This is a genomic window from Nonomuraea sp. NPDC051191 (assembly GCF_044455665.1).
Lineage (GTDB): Bacteria > Actinomycetota > Actinomycetes > Streptosporangiales > Streptosporangiaceae > Nonomuraea.
In genome coordinates, this window is record NZ_JBITEZ010000002.1 from 14250 (window position 1) to 33930 (window position 19681).

The 19681-nt window shown below is 72.7% G+C and carries 17 protein-coding genes, 1 other RNA gene and 1 pseudogene; 8 read left to right on the forward strand and 11 right to left on the reverse strand.

Going from position 1 to position 19681, the window contains the following annotated elements:
- Positions 1–137 precede the first annotated feature (137 nt).
- From ACIA8R_RS04685 to ACIA8R_RS04695, 3 genes are read left to right on the forward strand one after another with little or no spacing between them, the layout of a single operon-like run.
- Positions 138–1304, forward strand: coding sequence for an acyl-CoA dehydrogenase family protein (locus ACIA8R_RS04685; protein WP_397036573.1), 1167 nt, complete (start codon positions 138–140; stop codon positions 1302–1304).
- Positions 1301–2335: an acyl-CoA dehydrogenase family protein gene (locus ACIA8R_RS04690; protein ID WP_397036575.1), complete on the forward strand. Its 1035-nt coding sequence runs from the start codon at positions 1301–1303 to the stop codon at positions 2333–2335. The genes ACIA8R_RS04685 and ACIA8R_RS04690 overlap by 4 nt, the downstream gene beginning before the upstream one ends.
- Complete coding sequence (locus ACIA8R_RS04695) at positions 2336–3844, forward strand: AMP-binding protein (RefSeq protein ID WP_397036577.1); 1509 nt, start codon at positions 2336–2338, stop codon at positions 3842–3844.
- Here the strand turns inward: ACIA8R_RS04695 and ACIA8R_RS04700 are convergent.
- The 10 genes and pseudogenes from ACIA8R_RS04700 to ACIA8R_RS04745 form a co-directional block, all read right to left on the reverse strand.
- The gene (locus ACIA8R_RS04700) at positions 3805–4926 is read right to left on the reverse strand and encodes a C45 family autoproteolytic acyltransferase/hydolase (protein WP_397036579.1); all 1122 of its coding nucleotides are present in this window, start codon (positions 4924–4926) and stop codon (positions 3805–3807) included. The two genes, ACIA8R_RS04695 and ACIA8R_RS04700, sit on opposite strands and share 40 nt — an antisense overlap.
- A 34-nt stretch (positions 4927–4960) precedes the next feature.
- A complete protein-coding gene (locus tag ACIA8R_RS04705; protein WP_364090234.1) occupies positions 4961–5920 on the reverse strand; it encodes a YafY family protein in 960 nt (319 codons plus the stop codon).
- Between the two features lie 16 nt (positions 5921–5936).
- Positions 5937–6830, reverse strand: coding sequence for an NADP-dependent oxidoreductase (locus ACIA8R_RS04710; protein ID WP_397037310.1), 894 nt, complete (start codon positions 6828–6830; stop codon positions 5937–5939).
- Between the two features lie 12 nt (positions 6831–6842).
- Positions 6843–7796 (reverse strand): annotated as a pseudogene (locus tag ACIA8R_RS04715) (zinc-binding dehydrogenase); the annotation flags it as partial.
- A gap of 47 nt (positions 7797–7843) precedes the next feature.
- Complete coding sequence (locus ACIA8R_RS04720) at positions 7844–9280, reverse strand: Nramp family divalent metal transporter (protein ID WP_364090231.1); 1437 nt, start codon at positions 9278–9280, stop codon at positions 7844–7846.
- A 61-nt stretch (positions 9281–9341) separates the two neighbouring features.
- Entirely contained in the window at positions 9342–10142 is an 801-nt protein-coding gene (locus ACIA8R_RS04725) for a GNAT family N-acetyltransferase (protein WP_397036582.1), read from the reverse strand.
- A 75-nt stretch (positions 10143–10217) separates the two neighbouring features.
- Positions 10218–10631 (reverse strand): SSI family serine proteinase inhibitor, encoded by a 414-nt coding sequence (locus tag ACIA8R_RS04730; RefSeq protein WP_397036584.1) that lies wholly within the window; start codon positions 10629–10631, stop codon positions 10218–10220.
- 291 nt (positions 10632–10922) lie between these two features.
- Positions 10923–11984 carry a M20 family metallopeptidase gene (locus ACIA8R_RS04735; protein WP_397036586.1) on the reverse strand — a complete coding sequence of 354 codons (1062 nt, stop codon included), beginning with the start codon at positions 11982–11984 and terminating at the stop codon, positions 10923–10925.
- The gene (locus ACIA8R_RS04740; RefSeq protein ID WP_357697887.1) at positions 11981–13009 is read right to left on the reverse strand and encodes a membrane dipeptidase; all 1029 of its coding nucleotides are present in this window, start codon (positions 13007–13009) and stop codon (positions 11981–11983) included. The genes ACIA8R_RS04735 and ACIA8R_RS04740 overlap by 4 nt, the downstream gene beginning before the upstream one ends.
- Positions 13010–13127: 118 nt before the next feature.
- Positions 13128–14591 (reverse strand): flavin-containing monooxygenase, encoded by a 1464-nt coding sequence (locus tag ACIA8R_RS04745; protein ID WP_397036588.1) that lies wholly within the window; start codon positions 14589–14591, stop codon positions 13128–13130.
- 117 nt (positions 14592–14708) lie between these two features.
- Between ACIA8R_RS04745 and ACIA8R_RS04750 the strand changes: the two genes are divergently transcribed.
- The 5 genes from ACIA8R_RS04750 to ACIA8R_RS04770 all read left to right on the forward strand — a co-directional run bounded on the left by ACIA8R_RS04750 (position 14709) and on the right by ACIA8R_RS04770 (position 18325).
- The gene (locus tag ACIA8R_RS04750; protein WP_357697891.1) at positions 14709–15509 is read left to right on the forward strand and encodes a Nif3-like dinuclear metal center hexameric protein; all 801 of its coding nucleotides are present in this window, start codon (positions 14709–14711) and stop codon (positions 15507–15509) included.
- Between the two features lie 2 nt (positions 15510–15511).
- Positions 15512–16252 carry a C4-type zinc ribbon domain-containing protein gene (locus ACIA8R_RS04755; RefSeq protein ID WP_357697893.1) on the forward strand — a complete coding sequence of 247 codons (741 nt, stop codon included), beginning with the start codon at positions 15512–15514 and terminating at the stop codon, positions 16250–16252.
- Complete coding sequence (locus ACIA8R_RS04760) at positions 16249–17484, forward strand: bifunctional RNase H/acid phosphatase (RefSeq protein ID WP_357697895.1); 1236 nt, start codon at positions 16249–16251, stop codon at positions 17482–17484. Before ACIA8R_RS04755 ends, ACIA8R_RS04760 begins: the two co-directional genes overlap by 4 nt.
- A 144-nt stretch (positions 17485–17628) precedes the next feature.
- Positions 17629–18019, forward strand: an RNA gene (gene rnpB, locus ACIA8R_RS04765) — RNase P RNA component class A.
- A 69-nt stretch (positions 18020–18088) separates the two neighbouring features.
- Complete coding sequence (locus ACIA8R_RS04770) at positions 18089–18325, forward strand: hypothetical protein (RefSeq protein ID WP_397036591.1); 237 nt, start codon at positions 18089–18091, stop codon at positions 18323–18325.
- Between the two features lie 319 nt (positions 18326–18644).
- On the opposite strand, the gene ACIA8R_RS04775 is transcribed toward ACIA8R_RS04770, so the two are convergent.
- Positions 18645–19661, reverse strand: a complete 1017-nt coding sequence (locus ACIA8R_RS04775) for an NAD-dependent epimerase/dehydratase family protein (RefSeq protein ID WP_357697899.1) — start codon at positions 19659–19661, stop codon at positions 18645–18647.
- Positions 19662–19681: the final 20 nt, after the last annotated feature.

A 19681-nucleotide genomic window follows, 5' to 3' on the forward strand; every position in this document is an offset into this window, starting at 1 on the left:
GATCACAGGGGGTGGTGATGGTCCTAATTGGCGGAGATTCGGCCGCAAATACGGTCGAAAGGCCCTCCAGAGCATTGCTCTATGCGTGCCGCCGCGACCTGACTAGAGTAAGTGAACACTGATGCCAAGGAGTCGATGTGGACCTTGCAGAGTATCGGCGTGCCGCCGCGGAGTGGCTGCGCGACAACGTCCCGGCCGGCGATCAGCCGGCGGCCGACGCCCTCGCCCAGGCCAAGGAGTTCATGGCCAGGCTCTACGACGCCGGCTACTCCGGCATCACCTGGCCGCGGCAGTGGGGCGGCCAGGGGCTGACGCAGGCCGAGGAACGCGCCTTCGCCGCCGAGGCCCGCGACCACACCCTCCCCACGTACGTCTTCTCCATCGGCCTGGGCATGACCGGGCCGACGCTGGTGGACCGGGGCACCGACGCGCAGCGCGAGCGCTTCGTCCGGCCGCTGCTGCGCGGCGAGGAGATCTGGTGCCAGCTGTTCTCCGAGCCGGGCGCCGGCAGCGACGTGGCCAGCCTCCAGACCCGCGCCGTACGCGACGGCGACACCTGGGTCGTCAACGGCCAGAAGGTCTGGACGTCGGTCGCCCACCACGCCGACTGGGGCCTGCTGCTGGCCCGCACCGACGTCGAGGTGCCCAAGCACCGCGGCCTGACCATGTTCGTGGTGGACATGCACCACCCCGGCGTGACCGTCAGGCCGCTCAAGGACATGTCCGGCAGGGCCAACTTCAACGAGATCTTCTTCGACAACGTGACGATCCCCGACGAGCACCGGATCGGCGAGGTCGACGACGGCTGGAGCGTGGCCGTCACCACCCTGCTGCACGAGCGGCTGTCGATCTCCGCCGGCGTCGGCATGGGCGGGCAGAAGGACAACCCGGCCACGTTCGAGGCGCTGCGCGAGACGCTCGACACCAGCGACCCGCTGGTCCGCGACCAGCTCGTCGAGCTGCACATCCGCAGCCGCGCCCTGGCGCTGTTCAACCAGCGGCTCGCCCAGGAGACCAGGGCCGGGATCTTCCCCGGCGCCCGCGGCAGCGCCGCCAAGCTGCTGCTGGCCGAGCTGACCCTGTTCCAGGCCGACCTCGCCACCCAGCTCGCCGGCCCCGAGTCGGTGGTCGGCGACCATCCGCTGTCCCGGTCGATCTCGCTGGCCCCCGGCATGGCGCTGGGCGGCGGCACCAACGAGATCATGCGCAACATCGTCGGCGACCGGGTGCTCGGCCTGCCGCCGGAGCCGAGGATGGACAAGACCGTGCCGTTCAAGGACCTGAAGGTGGGGACGCAGGGGTGAAGCTCGTACTCAGCGAGGAACAGCGGCAGCTCCGCGAGGCCGTGCGCGACTTCCTGCGCGCCGCCTCGCCGCTGCGCAAGGCCCGCGAGGGCTACGACCCCCAGGTGTACGCCCGGCTCAACGGCGAGCTGGGCCTGTCCGGCCTGGTCGTCCCCGAGGAGCACGGCGGCGCGGGGGCCGGGCTCGCCGACCTCGCGGTGGCCCTGGAGGAGACCGGCGCCGCGCTGCTGCCCGGCCCCTTCCTCGCCACCCAGTTCGCCGCGCTCGCGCTCACCCAGGTGCCCGACAAGGAGCTGCTGGGCGCCATCGCCGAGGGCCGCGTCGCCGCCACGCTCGTCCAGCCCGAGCAGGACCTCGCCTTCGACGGCGCGGCCGTCACCGGCGCCCTGCCGCGCGTGCTGTCCGGCATGGAGGCGGACGTGCTGCTCGCGCCCGTCGCCGCCCCCGACGGCGGCGTGCTGCTGGCGGCCGTCGACCTGGCCGGACCCGGCGTCACGCGGACGCCGCTGGAGACCCTCGACCTCACGCGCGGCCAGGCCCGGGTGACCCTGGAGCAGGCCCCCGCCCGCGTGCTCGGCCGGCCGCCCGACGGCAGCGGCATCGGCGACCGGCTGTGCGTCGCGCTCGCCGCCGAGCAGCTGGGCGTGCTGCGCGCCTCACTGGACGCCATCGTCGCCTACGCCAAGATCCGCGTCGCGTTCGGCCGCTACATCGGCTCCTACCAGGGCGTCAAGCACAAGCTCGCCGACATGCACGGCAAGCTCGAACAGGCCGAGTCGATCGTCAGGTACGCCGCCTGGGCCGCCGACGAGTCCCCCGGCGAGCTGCCCGGCGCCGCCGCCCTGGCCCAGGCGTACGTGGGCCGCGCCTGCTTCGAGGTCGCCCGCGACCACCTGCTCCTGCACGGCGGCATAGGCTTCACCTGGGAGCACGACGCGCACCTGTTCTACAAGCGGGCCAAGGCCGACGAGGTGCTGCTCGGCCCGCCCCGCATCCACCGGGCCCGGCTAGCGGAACTCCTGGAGTTGTAGATGGACATCAGCGGCCTTCCCGGCTTCTACGCCATCGCAGCGGCCGACCCCGGCCGCCTGGCCGTGATCGACACCGACGGCGCCGAGACCACGTACGGCGACCTGCTCGCCAGGGTCAACCAGGTCTCCCACGGCCTGCGGGCGCGCGGGCTGGGCAAGGGCGACGTGGTCGCGGGCGTGCTGACCAACGGCCTCGACGCCGTCGTCATGCTCATGGCGACCGGCCAGATCGGGCTCTACTACGTGCCGGTCAACTGGCACCTCACCGACTCCGAGGTGGCCTACATCCTGTCCGACTGCGACGCCAAGGTCGTGGTCACCGACGCGGCGCACACCGTCCCGGGCGGGGAGGTCGGCACGTCCGGGCTGGCCGAGGGGCAGCCCGCGGACGCGCCCGCCGGGCGGACCGCGGGGGCGGTCATGTGGTACACCTCCGGCACCACCGGCTTCCCCAAGGGCGTGCAGCGCGCGCTGCCCGACGCCGAGCCGGAGGCCATCGTGCCGCTGTACACGTGGTTCCTCGGCGAGGTCGTCGACCTCACGCCGGGCGACGCCGTGCACCTGGTGACCTCGCCGATGTACCACTCGGCGCCCTGCGCGCACACCCAGTTCGCGCTGCACCTCGGGCACACGGTGGTGATCACGCCCAGGTTCGACCCGGTCGACATCCTGGAGCTGATCCAGCGCCACCGCGTCTCCAACGCCATGATGGTGCCGACCATGTTCCACCGCATGCTGCAACTGCCCGAGGACGTCAGGGCCAAGTACGACGTGTCGAGCCTGCGGCAGGTCATCCACACGGCCGCGGCCTGCCCGGTCGCCGTCAAGCAGGCGATCATGGACTGGTGGGGCCCGGTGCTGTACGAGTACTACGGCTCGACCGAGTCCACGATCGCCTTCTCCGTCAAGCCGCACGACTGGCTGGCCAGGCCGGGCACGGTCGGCCGCCCGGCGCCGACGTTCGAGGCCAGGATCTGCGACGAGAACGGCGAGGAGCTGCCGCCCGGCGAACCCGGCATGATCTACGTCAAGTCGTCGATGGGCTCCTTCGAGTACCGCAAGGACCCGGCCAAGACCGCCGCCAGCATGCTGGGGGAGTGGTACGCCCCCGGCGACATCGGCTACCTCGACGAGGACGGCTTCCTGTTCCTGTGCGACCGGCGCACCGACCTGATCGTCTCCGGCGGGGTGAACATCTACCCCGCCGAGATCGAGGCCGCGCTGCTGGAGCATCCCGCGGTGGCCGACGTCGCCGTCATCGGCGTGCCGGACGAGGAGTGGGGCCACAACGTGGTCGCCCTCGTGCAGCCCGCCGAGGGCGTCGAGCCGGGCCCGGCGCTCACCGCCGAGCTGCTCGAACACTGCGGGCCCCGGCTGGCCCGGTTCAAGCACCCGAAGGTCGTCGAGTACCGCGAGCGGCTCCCGCGCACCCCCACGGGCAAGCTGTCGCGCTCGAAGGTGCGCGAGGGCTACCTGGCCGAGGCGGGGAACACCAGCTCCTCGCTGTAGTCGCGGCCGTCGCCGAGGTAGAAGCGGGTGGCGAGGGTGCGGTCGGCGGTGTCGAAGACCGTGGTCCACAACGTCCGGAACGGCGCGCCCGGGTCCTCGTCCGGCCGGACCGCGCGCAGCAGGTCGCGCAGGTCCAGGCCGGACAGGGTGACGCCCTTGCTGCGCTCGTACAGGGTGCGCAGCCGGCCGTAGGTGCCCAGGCTCGGCGTGGTGTCGGCGGGCAGGTCCGTCGGGTCCGGGTGGCGGTGCAGCAGGTGGTTGGTGACGCACAGCGGCCCGTCGCCGAACTCGACGGCGTGCTCGCTGCCGTCCCTGCCGCGTTCCCAGACGAACGCCTGGCCGTGCGCGTCGGCGACCAGGTAGTGCAGGAGCAGGCCGTGGTCGTACTGCTTGGCGGCCAGCAGCGCCTGCTTGGCCTGGGCCGCGGTCTCGCAGGTGTCCAGGAGGAACCTGGGCAACTGGGTGCTTCCCAGCCCGACCTGCGGGGCGGTGTGCGCCGGTGGCGCGGCGTTCTCGACGTCGGCGAGCAGCAGCATGACGGTCAGACCGGCCTCGTTCATGCCGTCCATGCAGCCGTCGAGGTCGTCCATGGTGATGACGGTCGAGGCGAGCCCGTCGTCGGGGACGGTGGTGATCACGTAGGGGCGGGCGCCCATGGGCAGCTCGTCCGGGCGGGGCTGCCTGCCCCTGATCTCACTGGCGGTCGAGACGAAGAAGTCGTAGTTGCGGCCCACCCTGCCGTGGCCGTCGGCCGAGGCGGACGGCGGGCACCACAGTCCGGAGCAGGCCGAGCCCTCGGGCACGCGGTTCCAGCCGTCGAGGGCCAGGTCGTCCTGGTCCGGGTCGAGGCCGAGCGCGGCCGCCGCGCCGTCCAGACGGGCGTGGTGCTGCGGCCAGTTCCGCTCGAACCAGGACATCCTCGCCCTGTTCACCGCGGGGTCGGCGGCCCTGGGCGACCAGCCGAGCCGGCGGGCCTCCTCGGTGAGCACCCGGCCGATCTCGAACTGGCTGCCGGTGACAGTGAGGTGCGTGACAAGCTGGAAGTCGTCATTGCCGCCTGCGACGCAGGTCATGTTCGTCATGCCGCGAGAGTGCCGCCGTCCGCTGACCGGGCTCCTACCGTCCGCTGACCGCCCGCCGGTAGCGCTCCGACAGGCCGAGGACCGTCTCGGCCAGCTCCGGTGGGTCGAGCACCTCGAAGTCGACGCCGAGGAAGCCGATCCACGCCGCCATCCCGGTGAGGTCGTCGCCGCCGAGTTCCAGCAGGCACGCGTTCTCGCCGGCCGGCTCGACCGCCAGGCCGGGCCGCAGCGCCACGATGTGCGCGGCGGGCGCGTGCAGCAGCACCGTCGCGCGGTGGCGCCACATCGCCGTGCTGACGCCCTTCTCGACGTACGCGGCCAGGTCGCCGTCGCCGGGCAGTTCCCGGGGCGTGAACCGGGGGCCGGTCGGCGTCCGGGGCAGCAGGCGGTCGACCCGGAACGTGCGCCAGTCGTCCCGCTCGACGTCGAAGCCCACCAGATACCACCGCCCCCGCCGGTGGACCAGCCGGTACGGCTCCACGTCCCGGACCGCGGGCGAGCCGTCGTGCCCGGTGTAGTCGAAGCGCAGCCGCTCGTGGTCGCGGGCGGCGTTCGCGATCGCGGTCAGCACCTCCGGCCGGACGGGCGCCGCCCCCGAGCCGGGGACCTGCACGGTGTAGGCGTTGAGGGTGTTCACCCTGCGCCGCAACCGGGCGGGCAGGACCTGCTCCAGCTTGGCCAGCGCCCGCACCGAGGTCTCCTCGATGCCCTCCACCCCGCCGCCCGCCGCCCGGCCGAGGCCCACCGCGACCGCCACGGCCTCCTCGTCGTCCAGCAGCAGCGGCGGCAGCGCCGCTCCGGCGCCGAGCCGGTACCCGCCGGCCGTCCCGGGCGTGGCGTGCACGGGGTAGCCCAGCGAGCGCAGGCGCTCGACGTCGTTGCGGATCGTCCTGGTCGAGACCCGCAGCCGGGTGGCCAGCTCCGGGCCCGTCCATTCGCGATGCGCCTGGAGCAGCGACAGCAGCTTGAGCAGGCGGGCGGAGGTTTCCAGCATGGGCCCAGTGTGCCCGCTATCGCGGCAAGGAGGCTTCCGCGTCCAGGACGAGCTTGCCGAGGAAGTGGCCGTCCTGGCTGCGCCGATGGGCGTCGGCCGCCCGCTCCAGCGGGAACACCTCCGCGACCGGGACGCGCGGCAGCACGTCCACCGGGAACGTCCCGCCCTTGCCCGTGGAGAAGCGCACGCCGTGCTCGGCCGCGCCCGCCGGGTCGGCGATGGTGAGCACCTTGTCCGGGTCGCCGGTGAGCCCGACCGACAGCCCGACCTCGCCGCGTCCTGAGGCGTCCAGCACCCGGTCCACCGGGCCGGGCAGGCGCTGCTCCAGCCCGTCCCCGTAGGTGATCGGGACGACGCCGAGTTCGCGCAGGAAGGCGTGGTGGCGTTCGCTCGCGGTGCCGACCACGTGGGCGCCCCGGGCCAGCGCGAGCTGCGCGGCGGCCAGGCCGACGCCGCCCGCGACCGCGTGGACGAGCAGCGTCTCGCCCGCGCGCAGGCCCAGCTCCTCCAGCGTGCGGTGAGCGGTCTCCAGGGCGACGGGCAGCGCGGCGGCCTCCGCGTACGACAGGTGCTCCGGCTTGGGACGCAGCGCGGCGGCCTCGGCCAGCGCGTACGTGGCCGCCGCCCCCGACGCGACCTGGCCGAACACCGCCTGGCCCACCTCCAGGCCGGTCACCCCCGGGCCGAGCGCGTCGACCGTTCCGGCCAGCTCGATCCCGGTGCCCTGCGGGCCGTCGGGCGGCGTGCCCCGGAAGCCGGTGCGCAGCTTCCAGTCCAGGGCGTTCACCCCGGCCGCCCGGACCGCCACGCGTACCTGCCCGGCGCCCGGCCTGGGCAGCGGCACCTCCTCCAGCGCCAGCACCTCGGGGCCGCCGTGCTCGTGGTAGCGCACGGCCTGGGCGGTGACCAGCAGCACCGCCTTGCCGACCAGCTCGCGGGCCTCCAGGGCGGCGTGCGCCTCGTGGGCGCGGTCGAGCGGCACGGCCAGGCCGACGACGGTCGTCAGCTCGCCGGTGGCCGCCATGCCCAGCGCCTGCCCGGCCAGGCGACGGAACTCCTCGGGGGCGAACTGCACCTGTTCCATGCCGACCAGCCGCACGCCGCGCCGCGCCGCCTCGGCGGGGTCCACCAGCGCCGTCGAGCCGCTCGGCACCCCGTACGCGAAGAACACCCCGCCGGGCCCGAGCAACGCGAACGCCTCGGCCCCCACCCGCCCCCCGACCCCGTCGAAGACCACGTCGAACGCCCCCACCGCGTCCCCGCTCGCTTCGGCTGTCCGGAAGCCGGTGGCGGTCAGGGCGGGGTAGTCGACCGCCTCGGCCGCGCCCGCCGCCAGCGCCGCCGCCCGCTTGGCCGGGCCGTGGGCGGCGGCCGTCACCCGGGCGCCGGCGGCCCGCGCGAGCCGGACGATCGGCAGGCCCAGTGCCCCGCCGGCCCCCGTGACCAGCACCCGCGCCCCCGGCTTCAGCTCCGCCGCCGTCACCAGGCTGATCGCCGCCGGGCCGACCTGGAGCAACGCCGCCGCCAGCCACGAGCTGACCTCGTCGGGAACCGGCACGAGGGTGTCCACCCCGGTCACGACCCGCTCGGCGTACCCGCCCGGCACCAGGGCCGCGACCCGCCGTCCCGTCCAGGCGGGGTCCACCCCCTCGCCCACCGACAGCACCCGCCCGGCCACCCCGGTCCCCGGCACGAACGGCGGCCGGTTGGGGAACCACTCCTGTCCCCATCCGGCGCGCAACTGGGCGTCCAGCGACATCACGTCGGCCACCGAGACGCCGACCACCACCTGTCCCGGCCCCGCGACGGGATCGTCCACCCGCCGCACCCGGAGCACCTCGGGACCACCGAACTTCGTCACCTCGACAACATCCATGCCGCCGAGTGTCCTACCTCAAGCGAACTTGAGGTCAATCCCGGCGCTCATCCGGTCAGCTTCTGCACCTGCTGGACGACCACCAGGACGGTCAGCGTCCCGAAGAACGCCACCGACCAGACCAGCGCCCCCAGCCGGTACGACCTGACCCTGATCGCCTCCGGCAGCGACCGCCGGTTCAGCACGATCAGCAGGATCGAGTAGACGAACATCATCACCGCCGCGAAGCACGCCGAGAACACCAGCAGGATCAGCGGCTGGTCGAACCCGAGCAGCAGGATCGCGATCCCGACCAGCGTCATCGCCCAGACGGTGACGAAGTAGACCCGGTTCACCGAGACGGGCCGGTCGCGCAGGTAGACCGTCTTGATCGTGTCCGAGGCCAGCCGCGAGGTGTAGTCGACGATGCCCATCGCCGAGGCGAACAGGGCCAGCGCGCCGATCACCCAGAACAGCACCCCGAACCACGTGCCGACCGCGCCCTGCAGCACCTCGCCCTCGACCTTCAGGAAGCCGATGTCGTTCTTGCCCGCCACCTCCGGCCGGCCGAAGACGGTCGAGTAGGCCAGCATCGACATCAGCGCGATCGTCAGGAACGACACCAGCGCGAACGTGGCGCCCTGCTCGGCGTTGGCGAAGCGCCACCACCGGCGCCAGCGCGCCAGGTTGCCCTCGGTCGGCGGGAACTGGAAGCCGGTCGAGGCGGCCGCCTCCTCCTCGCCGGTGACCGGGCTGACCAGGCGCGGGACGTACGAACCCATGCCGAAGCCCTTGTCGCGGATCCAGTTGCTCTGGCACAGGTTCTGGCCGCCGCCCGCGCCGGCGTAGGCGACGGCGCCCATGAGCACGGCGATCCCGAGCTCCTCTGCGGGGAAACGCGCGCTGACGGTGAGCCCCTTGCCCAGCTCGACCCAGCTGTCGGCGTTGACGGCGAACAGGATCGCGACCACGGCCAGCGTGGCCACCAGGGCGATCTTCACGAAGATCACCCGTTCGAGGGCCGTGTAGATCACCGGCGCCAGCGTCAGGCCCAGCGCGATCACGACGAGCATGCCGATCGCGATCCACCGCACGCCGCCCGCGCCGGACCCGGTCAGGTACGTCACCATCGTGGCCGACGTGGTCACCCAGCCCGGCCAGAGATTCGAGGCCAGCGTCATCACGACGAAGACCAGGCCCCAGTGCTTCCACATCCGGCTGAACCCGGTCAGCGCGGTCTCGCCGGTGGCCAGCGTGTACCGCTCGATCTCCATGTTCAGGAACCACTGGGTGACGATGCCGACCGCGGCGCCCCAGACGAACACCAGCCCCACCTGGGAGGCGATGTAGGGCCAGATGATGAACTCGCCCGACGCCAGCCCCACCCCCGCCCCGACCAGCCCGGGGCCGATGACGCGCCAGGTCGAGCGGGGAGGGGCGGGCAGGTCGCGGACGGTGACGGACGGCAGGATTCGCGCCGGGACGGTGGGGGTGAAGTCCGTCATGCGGATCTCCTTGTTCGGCTTCCCGTACCGTCACCTTACGCAGATCTCTTACGCCGGTGAACTATCCGGTCAGGGCCACCACGTAGTCCCCGTGGTCGGTGAGCCCCACCACCCGTCCGCCGGACTCCATGAGGCCGCCGAGCACCTCGCGCATCGCCGCCCGCCAGGCCCTGGCCGCCGCCGGGTCCTGCCCGCGCAGCCGTTCGACGTCGCGCGGCGTGCCCACCAGAACGACGTCGGCGTCCGTGTCCGTGTCCGCCGCCCGGACGAGCGGGCCGTCGCCGCCCTCCTCCAGCACCCGGGGGCGGCCTTCGGCGGGTTCGACCCGTGGCTCGATCGGCTGCTCGTCCAGCGGCCACACCGCCAGCAGGCGGTCGGAGGAGTCGCCCTCGTTGATCGCGTCGGCCATCACGCCGTAGAAGTCGCGCAGGTACTCCTCGGGGCGGGCGCCCAGCTTGACCAGGTTGAAGCGGGCGTTGCGGCGGACGAGCGGGTCGAACGTCCAGGTGACGCGCTCCAGGCCCTGTTCCAGGCACCACGCCCGCTGGTGCAGCTTGAGCGCGTAGCCGATGCCCCGCCCGATCGACGCGCCCGTCACGTGTGAGTGCAGCGCGCCGCCCGCCGCGCGGAAGCCCACCGACGCCCCCACCAGCACGTCGCCCTCGTAGGCCCCGGTCACGTAGTTCCCGGCGTGCGCGAACCCGATCATCATCTCGACGCTGACCGGCGCGTTGCCCGGATCGGGCCGCCAGATCTGCTCGAAAAGCCGGAAGACCTGCGAGAACTCGCCGATCTCGTGCAACTCGCGGATCACCACACCACTCTTGGCCGCCGCCGCGGCGGCCTCCTCCCGGCTCGTCATGCCCCCACTATGCCCGCCGGACGGCGACATGCCCGCCCGCGAATCGCGGACGGGCATGTCAGGCACGGCCGGGGCTCACTTCACGAGCGCCCCGAGCGTGCGCTCCATGACGCAGTCGTTCTCGAACTTTCTGTCGTAGGACGTCGTGCGGCCGTACCAGTGGCCTCTGACGTGGACGTCGACCGGCGCGTAGTTGCGCGGGCAGGCGCCCGGGTCGACGTTGAGGTCCTTGATCACGCCGTCGACCTCGTGCAGCTCCGCGCAGGCCGTCCGGGGGCGCGGGTGCGTGCCGCCGTCGGGGTCGCAGGTGAGCCGCATCGAGTACGCGCCGCCGCCGTTGCTGGGCGTGACGGTGATGAACAGCAGCACGCCCGGCTCGTCGGCGGCGGCGGCGCCCGCCGGGCTCGCCCCGAACGGGACGGCGAGCGCGGCGGCCGCGCAAAGGGTTAGGGCGGCCGTCCGGCGAGCGGCGGTCAGCATGAATGTCATGGGAACCTCCCTGGTCAACGTGCGCCCCGAGAGTGGCGGCGCACGTCACATGACTACAGGGAGTCACTGTACCGATACCACTGGTGAAGGAGTGACAGAATGCTGTCCCCGATGATCACCCCGGCCCCGAGGCCGGACCCGTCCGTCCGGCGCGAGGCCATGACGCGGGCCCGGCTTCCCGGCACGCCTGGGCGCACAGGGGTGCGCAGCCTCACGCACCTGGGTGCACCTGGGTGCACCTGGGTGCACCTGGGTGCACCTGGGTGCACCTGGGTGCACAGCCTCGCTCCTTCAGCGCACCGCCTCGATGAGGGCGCGGAGGAGGGCGGTGCGGCGTGGCATCTCGGCCACCACCACGTGCTCGTGGTCGGCGTGCGCGCCGCCGCCCACCGCGCCCAGCCCGTCGAGCGTCGGGCAGCCCGCCCCCGCGGTGAAGTTCCCGTCGGAGGCGCCGCCCACCGCGGCGGAGGGCAGCGGGCCCACGTCCAGCCGCTCGGCCAGGTCCTGCGCCAGGGCGTAGAGCGAGGCCGACATCGCGGCTTCGAGCGGCGGCCGGTTGGGGCCCCCTTCGACCTCCAGCCGCGTGCCGGGCACCGCCGGGACCAGCTCCCGCATCGCGGCGTCCACCCGCAGCTGCTCGGCCACCGTGCTCGCCCGCACGTCGACCCCCACGGTCGCCTCGGCCGGGACGGTGTTGAGCGTGGTCCCGCCGCGCAGCACGGTCGGTGTGACCGTGGTGTCACCGGTCCCGAGCGCGGCGATGGCCAGGATCTGGTGCGCCAGCTCGACGCCCGCGTTCGCGCCCTTCTCCGGCTCCAGCCCGGCGTGCGCGGCCTTGCCGCGCACCCGCAACGTGTACATCGACGTGCCCTTGCGGGACGTCTTCAGCGCGCCGCCGTCCGCGCTGGCCTCCATGACGAACGTGGCGGCCAGCCCGCGCGCGGTGTCCGTGATCAGCGGCGCGGACGTGATCGAGCCCAGCTCCTCGTCACCGGTGACCAGCAGCGTGACGCCGTCGAGGGAGTCGAGCCCGGCGAGCGCGTGGAACGTCTGCACCAGCCCGGCCTTCATGTCGAACACGCCCGGCCCGCGCGCCACCCCGTCCACGACCGACCACGGGTGGGTCGCCAGCGTGCCGATCGGCCAGACGGTGTCGTGGTGGCCGAGCAGCAGCACCCGGGGCGTGCCGAACGTCCAGCGCAGATGGGTGACGCCGTCGAGGACCAGGAACTCCGGCTTCGCCCCCAGGTGACGGGCTCCCATCGCGGCCACGACCTCGGCGCTGCGGGCCACGGCCTCCAGGTCGCGCGAGAACGACTCGCACAGGACGAGCTCCTCCAGATCCTCGATCATGCCAGCCGCTCTCCGAGGAACCGGTGGACGTTGCCACCGATGATCTTGGTGACGTCCTTCTCCGGCAGGCCGCGGGCGAGCAGCCCCTCGGTCACCATGGGCAGCCCGGCGGGCCCCTCCAGGCCGGGGACCGACGCCTTGGGGTCGAGGCCATCGGGCTCCAGGTCCTCGCAGCACGGGGGCGTCAGGTCGTCCATGACCTCGCGGATGAAGTCGGGGCCGAGGCCGACGTGGTCGATCCCGGCCACCTGCGCGACGTGCTCGATGTGGTCGAGCAGGCGGTCGAGCGTCATGTCCTCCATGCGGTCGGCCAGGAAGGGGGCGTAGAAGTTCACGCAGACCACGCCGCCCGTGGCGGCGACCCCGCGGAGCTGGTCGTCGGTGAGGTTGCGGTGGTGGTCGCGCAGGGCGCGGGCCGCGGAGTGGGTGGCCATCACCGGCTTGGTCGCCAGCTCCAGCACGTGGGCCACGCCCGACGCGCCGAGGTGTGAGACGTCGAACACCATGCCCAGGCGCTCCATCTCGCTCAGGGCGGCCACGCCGCGGCTGGTCAGGCCGCTGCCGGTGGCGTCCTCGGCGCTGCCGTCGGCCAGCGGCGTACGCCCGAAGTGGGCGATCGAGGCCACCCGCACGCCCAGCCGGTGGACGGTCGAGATCAGCTCCACGCTCTCGTCGAGCCCCGGCATGCTCTCCAGCGCCAGCACCAGGGCGATCCTGCCCTCTTCCAGCGCCGCGTCGATCGCCGAGGCGTCCAGGCAGAGTCGTACGGCGTCGGGGTTGCCCTCCGCGATCACGTGGGCGCATTCGATCATGCGCAGCGTCTGCCGCAGCGCGCCCTCGGGCCGGTACTGGTCGTCGATGAAGACCGGCAGGATCTGCAGGTCGACCCCGCCCTCGACGAGCTGGGGCAGCCACCGCTCGCGGAAGAAGGAGGCCCACTGCTGGGGCGGCCGGGCGGAGACCGCCATGAGGAGATCATTGTGGGTGTCGGCCACGACGGCACGCCGGTGCAGGGGAAGCGTCATGCGAAGGACGTTACCGCGCGCGCCCGACCTGCTCCAATGCACCCGAAGCGCGATTTTCCCCCGCCATCTTGTCCGCCACACCGAAGACGGCCCCTCCTTGACCGTCCCCCACGCCTTCCTACGCCGAAGACGTCCCTTCCGCGACGGGCCGGTAAGCCCCGCGCGGCGGCCTGCCGGTGAGCCGCCGGTAGAGCGTCGTCGAGCCGGGCCAGTTGTTCGTGACCCGTCCCTCGGCCGTCTTGTACCAGCTCCGGCACCCCTCGCCCCACACCATGCGGGCCATGGCCGCGTCGAGCTGCCGGCTCCAGGCGGCCATAGCCTCGGGACGCACCTCGATCGGCCCCTGCTCGGCCACCCGCCGCAGGCACGCCATGACGTGGTCCACCTGGCACTCGATCATGTAGATGATCGAGTTGTGGCCCAGGTTCGTGTTCGGGCCGTAGAGCAGGAACATGCTGGGGAAGCCGGGCACCGAGATGCCGAGGTAGGCGTGCGCGCCGTCGCGCCACTGCTCGGCCAGCGACCGCCCGCCGAGCCCGGTGACCTCGATCGGGGCCAGGAACTCGGTGCTGCGGAAGCCGGTCGCGTACACGATCGTGTCGGCCTCGCGCAGGCCCTCGGTGGTCTCCACGCCCTTCGGCCCGATCCGGACGATCGGGTCGGTCACGACCTCGACGTCCGGCCTGGTCAGCGCCGGGTAGAAGGCGCTGTCGATGACGACGCGCTTGCAGCCGGGCGGATAGCCGGGCGTCAGCTTCGCCCGCAGGACGGGGTCGGGGACCTGGGCGCGCAGGTGGGCCAGGGCGCGCTTCCTCAGCAGGCCGGCGCTCCACCCCTCGGCCAGGGCGGGGTAGAGCGTGGCCTCGGCGTACCGGTAGATCCACTCGCGGTAGGCCCGCTGGAGGCCGGGGACGTGGTGGAAGGCCAGCCGGGCGAGCGGGCCGAACGTGGCGTCCGGCTTGGGGATCACCCAGTTGGGCGTGCGCTGGAAGACGTCGAGATGCGCGGCCCGCTCGGCGACGGTCGGGATGAGCTGGGCCGCCGACGAGCCGCTGCCGATCACGGCGACGCGGCGGCCGGTGAGGTCGTGGTCGTGGTTCCAGCGGGCCGAGTGGAAGGAGACGCCCTCGAAGTCGGACATGCCGGGGATCTCGGGCAGGTGGGGGCGGTTGAGCTGGCCCACGCTCATGACGACCACGTCGAACGCCTCGGTGTGTTCGACGCCGTCGCGGGCGCTGGTCACCTGCCAGCGGCGGCCGTCGAAGACCGCCCGCCGCACTTCCGTCCCGAAGCGAATTGTTCGCCTGACGTCGTATTTATCGGCGCAATGCTCTAGGTAGCCGAGGATCTCGGGTTGGGCCGGGTAGCGACGGGTCCAGCTCGCGTACTTCTCGAACGAGTACGAGTACAGATGCGATGGAATGTCGCAGCCCGCCCCCGGATAGCTGTTGTCCCGCCACGTGCCGCCGAGGTCCGCGGCCTTCTCGAAGACCGTGAAGGAGCCGATTCCGGCACGCCGCAGCCGGATCGCCATGCACAGGCCGCCGAAGCCCGCTCCGATGATCGCGACGCTGGGTGCCATGCCGTCCTCCGCGAAGTCAGGATCCACTTACAGTACGCCGAACCGCGTTCTGGCGACACCCTCCGCCACGCCCCGCGCGGCCCTCCCGCGGGCCGGTAGTCTGCGCAGGTGGCTGCTGTGACGCTGACTGAGGTGATCGAGGTGCTCGAGGCGGCCTACCCGCCCGCCCGGGCCGAGTCGTGGGACGCGGTGGGGCTGGTCTGCGGCGACCCTGCCGAACGGGTGCACAAGGTGCTGTTCGCCGTCGATCCGGTCGCGGTCGTGGCCGAGGAGGCCCTTGAGTGGGGCGCCGACCTGATCGTCACCCACCACCCGCTCTACCTGCGCGGCACCACGAGCGTGGCCGCCACGACCCCCAAGGGCCGCCTGATCCACCGGCTGATCAAGCACGACGTCGCCCTCTACACCGCCCACACCAACGCCGACACCGCCAACCCCGGCGTCTCCGACGCCCTGGCCAGGGCCGTGGGCCTGACCGGCGACCTCGTACCGCTCCAGCCCTTCCCCGACGACCCCTGGCGCGGCCTGGGCCGCATCGGCGAGCTGCGCGAGCCCTCGACGCTGGGGGAGTTCGCCGCGCGCGCCGCCAAGGGGCTGCCGCGCACCTCCGGCGGCCTGCGCGTGGCGGGCGACCTGGCCCGCCCCGTGACACGCGTCGCGGTCAGCGGCGGCGCGGGCGACTCACTGCTCGGCGCGGCCAGGGCCGCGGGCGTCGACGTGTTCCTCACGGCCGACCTGCGGCACCATCCGGCCAGCGAGTTCGTCGAGTCTGGCGGCCCCGCCCTGATCGACGCCGCCCACTGGGCCACCGAGTGGCCCTGGCTCGACAGCGCGGCGTCCATCCTGCGCTCCAGTGGCGTTACCGTTGAAACGCGCGTCTCCGCCACGGTCACCGATGCTTGGACAAGAGGATATTGATCATGAAAGCAGCCCCTGAGGCCCAGAAGCGACTGCTCGACCTGGCAGAGCTCGACTCCGTGATCGACCGGCTGGCGCACCGCCGGCGCACCCTGCCCGAGCTGGCCGAGATCGACGAGCAGTCCAAGCGCCTGGCCAGGCTCGTCACCCAGGTCATCGAGGCCGAGACCGAGGCCGGCGACCTCGCGCGCGAGCAGACCAAGGCCGAGACCGACGTCGAGGCCGTGCGCACCCGCGCCGACCGTGACCAGAAGCGCCTCGACTCCGGCGCCGTGACCTCCCCCCGCGACCTGGCGAGCCTGCAGTCCGAGATCACCTCGTTGCAGAAGCGCCAGGGCGACCTGGAGGAGATCGTGCTGGAGATCATGGAGCGCAGGGAGGCGGCCGATGGCAAGGCCACCGACCTGGTCGCCCAGCGCGACGAGGTGGCCACCACCCGCGCCGCCGCCGAAGACCGCCGCGACGCCGCGCTGCAGGAGATCGACAAGGAGGCGGGCGAGGTCCAGGCCCGCCGCGCCGCCGTCGCCGGCGAGATCCCCGCCGACCTGCTGAAGCTCTACGACAAGCTCAAGGACCAGTACGTCGTGGGCGCCGCCATGCTGCGCGGCGGCCGTTGCCAGGGCTGCAAGGTGGCCCTGTCCATCGCCGAGATGAACTCCATCAAGGCCGCCCCCCACGACGAGGTGCTGCGCTGCGAGGAATGCCGGCGGATCCTGGTCCGCACCCCGGAGTCCGGCCTGTGACGTCGTACGTCATCGAGGCCGACGGCGGCTCGCGTGGCAACCCGGGCCCGGCCGGCTACGGCGCGGTCGTCAGGGACGCCGCCGACGGCCAGGTCGTGGCCGAGGCCGCCGAGGCGATCGGCGTCGCCACCAACAACGTGGCCGAGTACCGGGGGCTGATCGCCGGGCTGACCACCGTGCTCGGGGTGGGCGGCGAGGGCGCCGAGGTGGCCGTGCGGATGGACTCCAAGCTGGTCATCGAGCAGATGGCCGGCCGCTGGAAGATCAAGAACGAGGGCCTGCGCCCGCTCGCCCTGGAGGCCGGCGCGCTGGCCAGGCGGCTGCGGGTGGTCGAGTGGACCTGGATCCCGCGCGAGCACAACAAGCACGCCGACCGGCTGGCCAACGAGGCCATGGACGCCGCCGCCAAGGGCCTGACCTGGAAGGCGGGCGGCACCCACGACGCCGGCGCACCGGCGGTGCCCGTGCCCGGCGCGGCGGTCCGCACGCCGCCGGTGGTGGTCGAGCAGACCGACCTCCTCGACGCGGGCGAGATCTCCGGGCTGTCGGCCCCCACGGCCTCCGTGGCCGCCGCCCAGCAGCGCACCAAGGGCACCGGCTGGGCCCCGCCCACCCGCGTGGCCACCTCGTTGCTGCTGCTCAGGCACGGCGAGACACCGCTGTCGGTCGAACGCCGCTTCTCCGGCCTCGGCGACGCCGAGCTCACCGCCAACGGGCTGGCCCAGGCCGCGGCGGCCGCCGAACGTTTGTCGCGGGAGCCGTACCGGCCGGAGGTGATCGTCTCCTCGCCGCTCAGGCGGGCCAGGCAGACGGCCGAGGCCGTGGCGCAGCGCACCGGGCTCGACGTCGAGGTGGACGAAGACCTCAGGGAAGCCGATTTCGGCGCCTGGGAGGGGCACACGTTCACCGAGGTGCAGCGCCAGTGGCCCGACGAGCTGGCCGCGTGGCTGGCCGGTCCCGACACCGCGCCGCCCGGTGGCGAGAGCTTCGCCACGGCGGCCCGTCGCGTCCAGGCGGCGGGGGAGCGGCTGGTGGAGCGCTACGAGGGCAAGACCGTGCTCGCCGTCTCCCACGTGACGCCGATCAAGATGTTGCTGCGCGAAGCGCTGACCGCGCCCTTGGGCGCGCTCTACCGGATGCACCTCGACCTGGCCTGCCTGTCGCTGATCGAGTACTACGCCGATGGCCCGGCCGTGGTGAAGTCGTTCAACGACACGGCCCATCTGCGTTGAGCGCGGCCGCGCCGGGAGCCGCCAGAACATCCCGGCGCGGCCACTGCTGCCTCCGCCCCCCTCAGGCGGTGACATGCCCATTCCACCCAATCGATCTTGCGACTCGGTTGGGAACGGCTTGAGGTTTGATAATCTTCCTGTAGACGAGTCGGCCGGGCGGCCGCGTCGGGCCTCCGGGCCCGCCGAGGAAGGTCCGGGCTCCACAGGGCAGGGTGGTCGGTAACGCCGACCCGGGGTGACCCGCGGGACAGTGCCACAGAAAGCAGACCGCCCCCCGCCTCGGTGGGGGGTGAGGGTGAAAGGGTGGTGTAAGAGACCACCAGCGCCCACGGTGACGTGGGCGGCTAGGTAAACCCCACCCGGAGCAAGGTCAAGAAGGGACGCTCTCCGGAGCGTTCCGCGCGCGACGTTCGAGGGCTGCCCGCCCGAGCCGCGCGGGTAGACCGCTTGAGGCCGCCGGCAACGGCGGCCCTAGATGGATGGTCGCCCCTTCGTTCGCGAAGGACAGAACCCGGCCTACAGGCCGGCTCGTCTCTCACCTCCCAGTTCCTGGGCCTCCCGGCCGTGCACGATCAGTGCGTACAGCACCAGCACGTCCACCGCGATGACCGCGAGCGACCACCACGGGTTGACCGCGATCCAGGTGAGTTGTGTCATCGCGTTGATCATGACGAGGACCACCGCCACGATGCGGGCCCAGGTCTGCCCCACGGTCACCGCGATACCGGTCAGGAGCAGGACGATCCCGAACAGCAGATGGATCCAGCCCCAGGTGCCGATGTTGAAGAACAGCAGGCGGGATGGCGTGCGGACGAACAGCCCGCTGTTGATCACCGCGTAGAGGCCGGTGATGATGTTGAACACGCCGGACATGATCATGAGCATGCCGGCGAACCATACCCAGCCCACCCAGCCCGTGACGGGCCTGCTCTGGTACGTCATCGTCGAACCCTCCCCCGTGAGTTCACGTACACCGTGGGTCACCTGCCCGCCGGTTTGCGGTGTATGCGCATTCCCACGTCACGAGGTTCTCGGCACCGGAACGAGGCCCCTTCAGCCTCATCCGGGCCCGCCCGCCCATCTGGCCCCGGCCGCCTGCCCGGGGCCGGCGGGCCGCCGATGGTGGCGCGTCGCCGGGCCCGGACGGTTCGCCGTGAGGGTCAGGAGGAGCGGGCGTCCCAGGCGGCGAGGATGCCGGCCTCCTTGTCCGGGGCCATCCCGTGGACCGTTCTGCGGCCGTAGGAACGCTGCTCCTCCGGGATCTCGCGCAGCCACGCCCACGTGTCACGCACGGTCTCCGCGACCGGACGCGCCCGCAACCCCGCCGCCTCGGCCTTGCCCGTCGGCACGCTCCAGAAGTGGTCGATCTCCTCGGACGCCGGCCCGCCCCACAGCGGCAGCTCCACGAACGTGCCCGCCCCCTGCTCGACCAGGAACTCCGCGTCCATCCACACGAGCTCCGCGTCGGACCCGGTGACCTGCCTGCACAGCTCCAGCCACTCGCCGTAGGTGGTGTTGCCCGCCGGGCCGGTCACCGCGAACCGGTCGGCGACGCCCCGCTCGGCCTGGTCGAGGGTGAAGATCGCCACGTCGCGGGCGTCGACGAGCTGCATCGGCGTGGCGGCATCGCCCGGCGCCAGCACCCGGCCGCCCCGCGAGATACGGGTCAGCCACCAGGGCAGCCGGGCCACGTTCTCGTGCGGCCCGAGGATCAGCCCCGGCTGGATGATCAACGCGTTGCCGTCGAAGCCCTGCTCGACCGCCCGCTCGCAGCCGGCCTTCAGCACGCCGTAGTCGCCGTCGTCGGGGCCGGCGTCGGGCTCGCACGGCCATCCGGCGGTGTCCTCGGTGGCGGCCTTGGCCGGGAACCCGTCGAGGGCCGAGACGCTGGAGATGAACGCGTACGTCGCCGCCCTGCCCGACAGCGCCCGCACCGACTCGCCCACCACCCGCGGCACATACCCGGACGTGTCCACCACGAAGTCCCACGACCGCCCGTCGGTCAGCCGCTCCAGGTCGGCGACGGACTCGCGGTCGCCACGCACGGTCTCGACGCCCGGCACGTCGTCGCCGCTCAGCCCCCTGTTGAACGTCGTGACCTCATGGCCACGAGCCAACGCCTCCTCCGCGATGGCGCGCCCCAGGAACCCTGTGCCGCCGATGAGCAAAATATTCATGAACCCATCTTCGGCGCCCG

Excerpts from the sequence above, each read along its gene's own strand:
- ACIA8R_RS04740 (WP_357697887.1), bottom strand. The coding sequence starts at position 13,009 with ATGACGCTTCCCCTGCACCGGCGTGCCGTCGTGGCCGACACCCACAAT.
- ACIA8R_RS04730 (WP_397036584.1), bottom strand. The coding sequence starts at position 10,631 with ATGACATTCATGCTGACCGCCGCTCGCCGGACGGCCGCCCTAACCCTT.
- ACIA8R_RS04700 (WP_397036579.1), bottom strand. The coding sequence starts at position 4,926 with ATGACGAACATGACCTGCGTCGCAGGCGGCAATGACGACTTCCAGCTT.
- ACIA8R_RS04735 (WP_397036586.1), bottom strand. The coding sequence starts at position 11,984 with ATGATCGAGGATCTGGAGGAGCTCGTCCTGTGCGAGTCGTTCTCGCGC.
- ACIA8R_RS04705 (WP_364090234.1), bottom strand. The coding sequence starts at position 5,920 with ATGCTGGAAACCTCCGCCCGCCTGCTCAAGCTGCTGTCGCTGCTCCAG.
- ACIA8R_RS04720 (WP_364090231.1), bottom strand. The coding sequence starts at position 9,280 with ATGACGGACTTCACCCCCACCGTCCCGGCGCGAATCCTGCCGTCCGTC.
- ACIA8R_RS04745 (WP_397036588.1), bottom strand. The coding sequence starts at position 14,591 with ATGGCACCCAGCGTCGCGATCATCGGAGCGGGCTTCGGCGGCCTGTGC.
- ACIA8R_RS04775 (WP_357697899.1), bottom strand. The coding sequence starts at position 19,661 with ATGAATATTTTGCTCATCGGCGGCACAGGGTTCCTGGGGCGCGCCATC.
- ACIA8R_RS04725 (WP_397036582.1), bottom strand. The coding sequence starts at position 10,142 with ATGACGAGCCGGGAGGAGGCCGCCGCGGCGGCGGCCAAGAGTGGTGTG.
- ACIA8R_RS04755 (WP_357697893.1), top strand. The coding sequence starts at position 15,512 with ATGAAAGCAGCCCCTGAGGCCCAGAAGCGACTGCTCGACCTGGCAGAG.
- ACIA8R_RS04695 (WP_397036577.1), top strand. The coding sequence starts at position 2,336 with ATGGACATCAGCGGCCTTCCCGGCTTCTACGCCATCGCAGCGGCCGAC.
- ACIA8R_RS04770 (WP_397036591.1), top strand. The coding sequence starts at position 18,089 with ATGACCGCGAGCGACCACCACGGGTTGACCGCGATCCAGGTGAGTTGT.